This window comes from Bathymodiolus platifrons methanotrophic gill symbiont (assembly GCF_002189065.1).
In the GTDB taxonomy this organism is placed as follows: domain Bacteria; phylum Pseudomonadota; class Gammaproteobacteria; order Methylococcales; family Methylomonadaceae; genus Methyloprofundus.
Genome location: NZ_BDMN01000340.1, coordinates 1 through 9,627, shown reverse-complemented (window position 1 = coordinate 9,627; position 9,627 = coordinate 1). Strand labels below are relative to the sequence as shown.

General features: G+C 41.3%; 11 protein-coding genes and 1 pseudogene. 8 read left to right on the top strand and 4 right to left on the bottom strand.

The window, feature by feature from the left end; all coding sequences use genetic code 11:
* Positions 1–185: 185 nt before the first annotated feature.
* A complete protein-coding gene (locus CDZ78_RS17145; RefSeq protein WP_087871079.1) occupies positions 186–425 on the top strand; it encodes a type I restriction endonuclease in 240 nt (79 codons plus the stop codon).
* Positions 426–734: 309 nt separating this feature from the next.
* On the opposite strand, the pseudogene CDZ78_RS17140 reads toward CDZ78_RS17145, so the two are convergent.
* The 3 genes and pseudogenes from CDZ78_RS17140 to groES form a co-directional block, all read right to left on the bottom strand.
* Positions 735–1,973: pseudogene (locus tag CDZ78_RS17140) on the bottom strand (HD-GYP domain-containing protein).
* Between the two features lie 222 nt (positions 1,974–2,195).
* A complete protein-coding gene (gene groL / locus CDZ78_RS17135; RefSeq protein ID WP_087871078.1) occupies positions 2,196–3,845 on the bottom strand; it encodes a chaperonin GroEL in 1,650 nt (549 codons plus the stop codon).
* Between the two features lie 56 nt (positions 3,846–3,901).
* Positions 3,902–4,189 (bottom strand): co-chaperone GroES, encoded by a 288-nt coding sequence (groES, locus tag CDZ78_RS17130; protein WP_087871077.1) that lies wholly within the window; start codon positions 4,187–4,189, stop codon positions 3,902–3,904.
* A 143-nt stretch (positions 4,190–4,332) separates the two neighbouring features.
* Between groES and CDZ78_RS17125 the strand changes: the two genes are divergently transcribed.
* Positions 4,333–5,073: a HesA/MoeB/ThiF family protein gene (locus CDZ78_RS17125; protein WP_087871076.1), complete on the top strand. Its 741-nt coding sequence runs from the start codon at positions 4,333–4,335 to the stop codon at positions 5,071–5,073.
* A gap of 130 nt (positions 5,074–5,203) precedes the next feature.
* Here the strand turns inward: CDZ78_RS17125 and CDZ78_RS17120 are convergent, their stop codons facing one another.
* Entirely contained in the window at positions 5,204–5,413 is a 210-nt protein-coding gene (locus CDZ78_RS17120) for a hypothetical protein (RefSeq protein ID WP_087871075.1), read from the bottom strand.
* A 378-nt stretch (positions 5,414–5,791) separates the two neighbouring features.
* Between CDZ78_RS17120 and pqqA the strand changes: the two genes are divergently transcribed.
* From pqqA to CDZ78_RS24385, 6 genes are all read left to right on the top strand, one after another.
* Positions 5,792–5,866, top strand: coding sequence for a pyrroloquinoline quinone precursor peptide PqqA (gene pqqA, locus CDZ78_RS17115; RefSeq protein ID WP_080524503.1), 75 nt, complete (start codon positions 5,792–5,794; stop codon positions 5,864–5,866).
* A gap of 85 nt (positions 5,867–5,951) precedes the next feature.
* Positions 5,952–6,860 (top strand): pyrroloquinoline quinone biosynthesis protein PqqB, encoded by a 909-nt coding sequence (gene pqqB, locus CDZ78_RS17110; protein WP_087871074.1) that lies wholly within the window; start codon positions 5,952–5,954, stop codon positions 6,858–6,860.
* A 2-nt stretch (positions 6,861–6,862) separates the two neighbouring features.
* Complete coding sequence (pqqC, locus tag CDZ78_RS17105; protein ID WP_087871073.1) at positions 6,863–7,588, top strand: pyrroloquinoline-quinone synthase PqqC; 726 nt, start codon at positions 6,863–6,865, stop codon at positions 7,586–7,588.
* 133 nt (positions 7,589–7,721) lie between these two features.
* Positions 7,722–7,994 (top strand): pyrroloquinoline quinone biosynthesis peptide chaperone PqqD, encoded by a 273-nt coding sequence (gene pqqD / locus CDZ78_RS17100; protein ID WP_087871072.1) that lies wholly within the window; start codon positions 7,722–7,724, stop codon positions 7,992–7,994.
* A complete protein-coding gene (gene pqqE, locus CDZ78_RS17095; RefSeq protein ID WP_087871071.1) occupies positions 7,972–9,096 on the top strand; it encodes a pyrroloquinoline quinone biosynthesis protein PqqE in 1,125 nt (374 codons plus the stop codon). The genes pqqD and pqqE overlap by 23 nt, the downstream gene beginning before the upstream one ends.
* Before the next feature lie 139 nt (positions 9,097–9,235).
* Entirely contained in the window at positions 9,236–9,586 is a 351-nt protein-coding gene (locus CDZ78_RS24385; protein WP_087871070.1) for a hypothetical protein, read from the top strand.
* Positions 9,587–9,627: the final 41 nt, after the last annotated feature.

The following is a 9,627-nucleotide window of genomic DNA, read 5'->3' as shown; positions in this document are numbered from 1 at the left end:
CGTTTTGTTACGCATGGTCGCTTGATGAATTTCTAGGAAACTTCAGTCTAATAATTGGCCGCGCTTTAATAAGCGCTTATGGCAACGTAATTATTATGAGCATATTATTCGTAATGAAGACTCGCACCTTATAATCTCACAATACATTCAAAGTAACCCAGTAAAATGGCAGGAAGATAAATATTATGTCTGCTTTAAACGAAGATGCCATTGAACAAAACCTGATTGAGTTATTAATCAATCAAGGTTATCACTACTTTCATCGCTCCAGTCTTGTGCCTAATAGCGATAATCCACAAAGAGTTGAGCTTGATAGTGTGGTTTTAGAAAATCATTTTAAATCATCATTAGAAAAACTTAATCCTGACCTACCTGATACTGCATTAATGGAAACTTACCAGCAGGTTCTCTCGCTGGGGTCATAACGATAATGGCATTATGAGCAATAACGAGGAGTTTCATCTGATGATAACCGGTGGTGTTAATGTTGAGGTGTTTGAAGAGATGTATTAGTTAAGCTAATTGATTTTAAACAAGCTGGGAATAATTCATTTTGGGTGGTTACTCAGTTTGTCATCAAAGGTGAATAATCAATCTAAACGTCTGGGTGTGTTGCTGTTTGTTAATAGCTTACCTTTAGTTATCGAGCTGAAGAGTTGACAGAGGCTTAAACTTTAAAAAAGAATCAAGGCGGGACTAAAGCCTCGCCAAGCAAAACACGCTTTATCGGTGCCTTATAAATTGGCATCAAGCAACTCTGCCGATTGTAAACATTCTATAAAATGGTTCTCTACCATTAATACAACTTCTTTGTCTAACTTACCGGCATGACTTTGCTTATTTAATTCCAACATGATGTTTTGCGGAGAAAATTTATCTCGGTAGGCTCTCTTTTGTGTCAATGCCTGAAAAACATCGGCAACAGCTATAATTTTTGCCTCGATTGAAAGCTCCTGGTCATTATTACGGTAGGGGTAACCACTACCATCGACACGCTCATGATGTTGTGCTGCTCACTTTGCTATATCTTCAAACCCAGTGATATTTTTTAAAATGTCATAACTGTCAAAACTATGCCGCTGGACTATATAATATTCTGACTGGGTCAATTTACCAGGCTTATCTAAAATTTCATCGGGAACTCGTAATTTACCTAAATCATGCAATAGTCCTGCTAATTCGAGTTTATCGCACTGATGCTCAGAAAGCTTGAATAATTCCCCGAGGGTTCTGGATAAATTTGCGACACCATCTGAATGTTGAGTGGTAAAGGTACTTTTTGCATCGACAATCTGCGAGAAAATAAGAATTATTTTTTTTAGTTCTTGAAAGTCTATTTCCTGAGTTGAGTGATGTTGAATCAAGGATGAAGCATAGCCTGACAGTTGTGCTTGTTCCATGGATAACCAAAACGATTCAGGTGCTGATATTTGCAAAAATATATCAACCAGATCGTAATGAAACCAACGCCCTGCTTTTGCTTTTATTTTCCTTCTTATTTGTTCTCTGCTGCCAAGAATATTAGGATCACTTTCAAGTCCATTCAAAGCAAGAATATCTACCCTATCGGCCATGTAAATACAATTGGCACCAAATTTTACGGCTTCAGACAAGTCCAGGCCTAGCAATTCTGTCCAGGGCGTATGGTGATACATTACGTAATTTTCCAAGTGGGCAAGCATGGGTCTTTTTTGTAATAAGTCCGCTCCCTTATCGCAATGATTTCCTACATTTTTACCTTCAAAGTTGGTTAGTTTTGAATGTATTGCAGTATTGGAAACACCGCAATCATGCAAAATTGCGGCGAGAAATAAGTCATCCAGACGATCATCATCCCAATTTAGTGCTTTACCGCACTCGGCAGCTATATAAGCAACTCGTTTGCCATGATAAATTTGATCGACACCCACCAAGTCCACCGCATCAGATAATGAGAAAATAACTTCGTAAATATTTATATTAAATTTCGACATATCAATTTTTCTTAATACAGCTCTCAACAAGCTAACTAAAAATAGTTTGAGAGATCAGTAGATTCGATACTTACACTCATAATTAGACGCTTATAGGAAAACGCTATCTACACTCTTTAGGTTCTTAGCGGACTAAAGTCCGCTCTACTCAGGTTAACAAAAAAAAGCCTCACTACCTTTTCAGGTAGCGAGGCTCTTGATAAAGCTAGGCTTTGTGCTGGCTTACATCATGCCGCCCATTCCACCCATACCGCCCATGCCACCCATATCAGGCATTGCAGGTGCGCTATCATCAGATGGAGCATCGGCTACCATCACTTCAGTAGTGATCATTAAGCTAGCAACAGATGCTGCATTTTGTAATGCTGCACGTGTTACTTTAGCAGGATCCAGGATACCCATTTCAATCATATCGCCGTATTCACCTGTCGCCGCATTATAACCGTAGTTACCTTCACCAGCAGCTACCTGGTTTAATACGACAGAAGCTTCATCACCCGCGTTAGCTACGATTTGACGTAAAGGGGCAGACATTGCACGACGTAAAATATCAACACCGACTTTTTGATCATGATTTGCTCCTTCTACACCGTCTAGCGCACTAAGAGCACGAACTAGAGCAACACCGCCACCGGCAACAACACCCTCTTCCACAGCAGCACGAGTTGAATGCAATGCATCCTCTACGCGTGCTTTTTTCTCTTTCATTTCAACTTCAGTTGCAGCACCAACTTTAATCACTGCAACACCGCCTGCTAATTTAGCAAGACGCTCTTGTAGTTTCTCTTTGTCGTAATCAGAAGTTGCTTCGTCCGCTTGTGCACGAATTTGTGCCACACGGCCTTTGATATTTTCTTCAGAACCAGAACCATCAACAATCACTGTGTTTTCTTTTGTGATTTGAATTTTCTTCGCTGTTCCTAATTGATCTAATTCAACCTTCTCTAGAGACAAACCAATTTCTTCAGAGATAACTGTTGCACTAGTTAATACAGCAATATCTTCTAACATTGCTTTACGACGATCACCAAAACCTGGAGCTTTAACAGCTGCAACTTTAACGATACCACGCATATTGTTAACAACTAATGTCGCTAGCGCTTCGCCTTCTACATCTTCGGCAACAATCAATAAAGGACGGCCAGCTTTCGCTACGGCTTCTAACGTTGGCAGTAAATCACGGATATTAGAGATTTTCTTGTCGAATAATAAAATGAACGGATCATCTAATTCAACACTCATGCTATCCTGATTGTTAATGAAGTAAGGAGACAAATAACCACGGTCAAATTGCATACCTTCAACAACATCTAATTCATTGTCTAAGCCAGTACCTTCTTCAACAGTAATAACCCCTTCTTTACCCACTTTCCCCATTGCTTCTGCAATGATTTTGCCCACAGACTCATCAGCATTTGCCGAAATCGTACCAACCTGTGCAATCGCTTTGTTATCTGTGCAAGGTGTTGCTGAAGCAATAATCGCTTCAACTGATTTAGTCACAGCTAAATCAATACCACGCTTTAGATCCATTGGGTTCATGCCTGCAGCAACTGACTTTAAGCCTTCGCTAACGATTGCCTGAGCCAGTACAGTTGCTGTTGTTGTTCCGTCTCCCGCTACATCAGATGTTTGCGATGCAACTTCTTTAAGCATTTGCGCGCCCATATTTTCGAATTTATCGGCTAATTCGATTTCCTTTGCAACCGACACACCATCTTTAGTGATCGTTGGTGCGCCAAAGCTTTTATCTAAAACAGCATTACGACCTTTTGGTCCTAATGTAGCTTTTACCGCGTTTGCTAAAATATTTACGCCTGCGACCATTGAAGAGCGTGCGTCATCACCGAATTTTACTTCTTTTGCTGCCATGTTAATTCCTGACTGTATTTGTTAAATAAATTTAATGAATTAGAATATTCTGAGACTTAACCCAAAACACCCATAATATCTTCTTCACGCATAACGATCACTTCTTCGCCATCAACTTTTACTTCTGAACCAGAGTATTTGCCGAAAAGTACTTTATCGCCCACTTTAACTTCTAACGCGCGCACTTCACCGTTATCCAGTTGTTTTCCGTTACCAACAGCCAAAACTTCGCCTTCACTTGGCTTTTCAGTAGCTGATCCAGGTAAAACAATACCACCTGCGCTTGTAGTTTCTTCTTCAACACGTTTAACTATCACACGATCGTGTAAAGGACGTATATTCATCAACATCTCCTGATAATATTTAAAAATTAAAAAAATAAATTCTGTTAGCACTCGCTCAATATGAGTGCTAATAATAATCTGCTTTTGCAGTATGTCAAGTTTGTGGCATCATTTACAGTCTACTTATCTAAAATCACAGCCATATGAACGACCAACAATTGTTACGCTATAGCCGCCAAATCATGCTTCCCCAAGTGGATATCGAGGGACAAGAGCAGTTACTTAATGCACATGTACTTATTATTGGTGCAGGTGGACTAGGTTCACCTGCCTCACTTTATCTAGCAGCAGCAGGCGTTGGCACGCTTACCCTCTACGACGATGACCAAGTGGATTTATCCAACTTACAAAGACAAATTACTCATTACACAGACGATATTGGGACTGATAAAGTCATTTCAAGCCAGCAAACATTAAATAAAATAAATCCTGACACACGCGTTTTTGCTATTAAGCAACGCCTACAGGGTGAACAGTTAGAAAAAGAAGTGCTGAAGGCTGATATCGTGCTGGATTGCACGGATAACTTCAGCACCCGTTTTGAGATTAACAAGGCTTGCGTAAAACATAAAAAACCACTCGTTTCAGGAGCAGCGATCCGTTTTGAGGGGCAAGTAAGTGTTTTTGTAGCAAATGATGACAGCCCCTGTTACAACTGTTTATATGCTGAAAGTGGCGAAGAATTACAGAATTGCGCAACAAATGGGGTTATTTCGCCGATTACCGGGATTATTGGTAGCGTTCAAGCGATGGAAGCCATGAAGTTAATTATGGGTATAGGTGAAACCCTAGCGGGTAGGCTGTTATTGCTGGATGGGCTATCCATGCAATGGAATGAAATGAAGTTACGTAAGAATAAGAATTGCCCGACATGTAGAAACTGACCGTAGGGGCAATCCCTTGTGGTTGCCCATGCCCACCAGATGCGTAACCACAGAAAGGACAACCACAAGGAGTTGCCCCTACTAGGCACTTTTCTCGTTTCTAAAATTCCCCAGGCTAACAAGCTCTGGCTTATTTTTTACCTAGCATATCCTTTACTTTGTGAATAAGCTGCTCAGCCAGATCAAGCACTTTTGATTCACTGTCGCCATGCGGCTCAGTATCGCCAAAAGGCTCACCACTTTTCATAGAATACATATAAATAAAATACCCTAGTGGTGCAAATGCGCAGATAGCAACAATCCACATAAAGAAACTAACTAACAATATATCACCGACCATAAGACTACTCCCAAACATTATTTTTTATTGTTATCAAAGCGTAATATAACTCTGTATCTATCTGTGTACAAGCAAAAACCTATCAATAACATTAAACTCTTACATACAGCCAGGCTTTATACTATTAGTCATTTTTTTAGCATCCAGATATTAACCCAACACCCCAGCTAGAAACCCCAAAAATTCTTATAAAATTCAATACTATATATAAAATATTTTTTTATTTTCAAAATGAATCGCAAAACCACTCTTGCTCATCGCTTCAATCTAGGGAACTTAATTAAGTTGCGCAAAAAAACAGTTCATCGTATACTCTGAGCTGGCTTACTTGATCAAGCTAGCATAAGAATAATTAAACATAACTCCGGAGGATATTTTATGAAATGGGAAACACCAGCATACACAGACCTACGTTTTGGTTTTGAAGTAACTATGTATATCTACAACCGTTAATCGTTCGGTTCTGATGAAAAAGGGTTCTTCATTTTCAATGAAGAGCCCTTTTTTTTGCCTATTTATTTGCTAACAGACTATAACTATGAAAATAAGAGTTCTCGGCTCAGGCGCTGGAGGTGGTTTTCCGCAGTGGAACTGCAGTTGCCCCAATTGCAAAGCCGTAAGAGCCGGCACTATTAAAGCCAGCACGCGCAACCAGTCATCAATCGCTATCTCATCTGACGGAGAACACTGGGTGCTATTTAATGCATCTCCAGATGTACGCGCACAATTAGAGAGTTTTCCGGAAATTCACCCCAAAAATAAAGTACGTGGCACGGGCATTGAAGCAATAGTCATTATCGACTCGCAAATTGACCATGCAACCGGCTTACTCATTTTACGCGAGGGCGACCCGCTCAATATTTATTGCACGGATATGGTCAAACAAGACCTTAGCACTGGTTTTCCTATTTTCAATATTCTGGAACACTTTTGTGGTGTCAACGATCACCCTATTCCACTGAACGGTGATTCTTTTACCATTCCTAATATTGATGACCTTGAATTCACCGCTCTGGCACTGAAAAGTAAAGCTCCCCCGTATTCACCGCATCGTAATGATCCTCACGAAGGTGATAATATTGGTATGATCATTCGCCAGATCTCCACCGGAAAAACTACTTTTTACGCGCCCGGCTTAGGCTTGATCGAACCCCATGTAGAAAAAGCAATGGCTGCGGCTGACTGCGTTATGGTCGACGGCACTTTCTGGACTGATGACGAACTGGCCTCGGTAGGCCGCCCATTATTAGCAAGAAAAATCGGGCATTTACCACAGTCTGGTGCAGGCGGTATGATCGAATTTTTAGATACTCTGGATAAGCCGCGCAAAATTTTAATCCACATCAATAATACTAATCCGATTCTCAATGAAGAATCAAAGGAACGCGATATACTAAACCAGCACGGTATAGAAGTGTCGTTCGACAACATGAATATAGAGCTTTAAATATGACAGAACAAACACCTTGGTCACGCGAAGAGTTTGAAGCCCAGTTACGGGGCATGGAAAGGTATTACCATATACACCACCCCATGCACACGTTGATGAACGCCGGAAAACTGACGCAAAAACAACTGCAGGGCTGGGTCGCCAATCGGTTTTATTATCAGATTATGATCCCGATTAAAGATGCCAATATCCTAGCCAACTGCCCAGACCGTGAAACCCGCGCCATCTGGACGCAACGTATTCTTGATCATGACGGCCACCCTGGAGACCCCGGAGGTATCGAAGCTTGGGTACAGTTAGGTCTCGCTGTGGGCATGACGCGTGAAGAAGTTACTTCTTTAGAGCATGTCCTGCCTGGTGTAAAATTTGCCGTCGATGCTTATGTAAATTTTGCCCGCAATTCAGACTGGCATGAAGCCGCTAGTTCGTCTTTAACCGAATTATTTGCACCTAAAATTCATCAGCAGCGTTTAGACAACTGGCCGGAACTTTATCCATGGGTAGAGCAGGAAGGTTATATTTATTTCCGTAAACGTCTGACAGAAGCACGCCGCGATGTAGAACATGGTCTGGAAATTACTCTGGATTACTACAAAACACGTGAGCAGCAAGAACGTATGATTGAAATCTTACAGTTTAAGTTAAATGTTCTGTGGTCTATGGCAGATGCCATGTATATGGCGTATATTAACGATATGCCTCCGTATTTTAATATTGAAAATTAAGCGTAGGCCGAGTTAGCTTTTTGAACGTAGTGAAAAAACGTAACCCGGCATTATGCAGGATTATCGATAAATGCTGGGTTACGTTATCTTGCTGCGCTTGATAATCTAACCCAGCCTACAATAAGCATAAAATATGACCATAAACCCTGAGTTACCCATCAACTTCTCCTCCATGCACAGACTGCAATGGGAAGAGGCGCAACAAAAAGACGTTATCCTATACCCTGAAGGTATGGTTGAACTAAACCAGAGTTCAGCTGAAATTTTAAAGCTTTGCGATGGCTCGCGAAACCTGGATCAAATAATAAATGATCTAGAAGAAAAATTTTCTACTACTGGTTTAAAAAACGATATTACTAGCTTCCTAGACGTGGCATTCAATAATGGCTGGATCCAACAAGACTAAAATCACCCCTCCTCGCTGGTTACTTGCAGAGCTTACTTATAAGTGCCCTTTGCAGTGCCCTTACTGCTCTAATCCTCTGGATTATGCAAAGCATAGTGACGAAATCAACACCGAAGACTGGAAACGTGTACTCTCAGAAGCCCGTAAAATGGGCGCTGTTCAGCTCGGCTTTTCAGGCGGCGAACCCTTAACACGCCCAGACCTACCCGAACTAGTCAAACACGCACGAGAATTAGGCTATTACTCCAATCTGATTACCTCTGGCTATGGCTTAACTGAAGAAAAGATTATTCAGTTAAAAGAAGCAGGACTGGATCATATTCAGGTTAGCATACAAGCTAGCTCCAAAGACCTAAATGACCATCTCGCAGGCACCAAATCTTTTGAGCACAAACAGGAAGTCGCGCGTTTGGTGAAAAAACATGGCTATCCTATGGTCTTGTGCGTAGTGATTCATCGCGAAAATATTCATCAAATGCCTGAAATTCTTGCCATGGCAGAAGAACTGGGAGCTGATTATTTAGAGCTTGCCAATACTCAGTATTATGGCTGGGCACATGCCAACCGTGATTTATTATTACCGACTCAGGAGCAATTTGAGCAGGCCGAGGAAATCGCCCAGGCATTCAAAGAAAAAGTCGCGGGCAAAATGAAGATCTATTATGTCGTCCCTGATTTTTATGAAGACCGCCCTAAAGCCTGTATGAATGGCTGGGGCACTACATTCCTTACTATTGCACCTGATGGTGTTGCCTTACCTTGCCATTCAGCACGTGAATTACCTGGTCTGGACTGCCCCAACGTGAACGATCACAGCATTTCAGATATCTGGCATGAATCCAAGGCCTTCAATTTTTTCCGGGGCAATGAGTGGATGCAAGAGCCTTGCAGAAGCTGTGATGAAAAAGACAAGGATTTTGGCGGTTGTCGCTGCCAGGCCTATTTGCTAACAGGGGATATGTATAAAGCTGACCCAGTATGTAGCAAATCACCTGACAGACAAGTGATTCAAGATGCGCTAGATTCAGCTAGAGAAAGTGCTTTATCAGCTGATGAACAACCTTTGGTTTTTCGGAATAGCAAGAATTCCAGACTTTATTAATAACGATGGAAACATAGAGCTAGCCACTCTCACAAGCCTTAAATATACTTTGCACGGCCACAGTTGCAGTTTTCTGGCGGCGGATTTTTGTCGATAACTGTGTTGCTGAAACAGTTTATTAATGAATTAAGGAAATACCATGAACATCAAGCGATATATTATCAATGTATTGGTACTCGCTACCTTTATAAGCATTCTCAGCGGCTGTAGCACGAAAAGAGATTCAGCTGTTGCAACTGAACTAGCGAACATTAAGTTAGAGCTTGCGCAGGCAGAACTTGCCCAGGCGGAACGTGCAGATACTCCTACACTTGCAGATAACACTGAACTTGCAGATATCAAAGATATTGCCGAGGAGGGTTTTATCTTCGGCCTGCCGATCGTGATGAACTATGCTGTGATGAATGAATTTACCATTGACAAGAGTTCGGGGCAGCACAAGGCAACGTTTAACAGAATATTTAACGATACCCAAGTCTTTACCTACTGAAGTTTCCCAATAATTATTTATGGTAAAATTGAAACTATGCT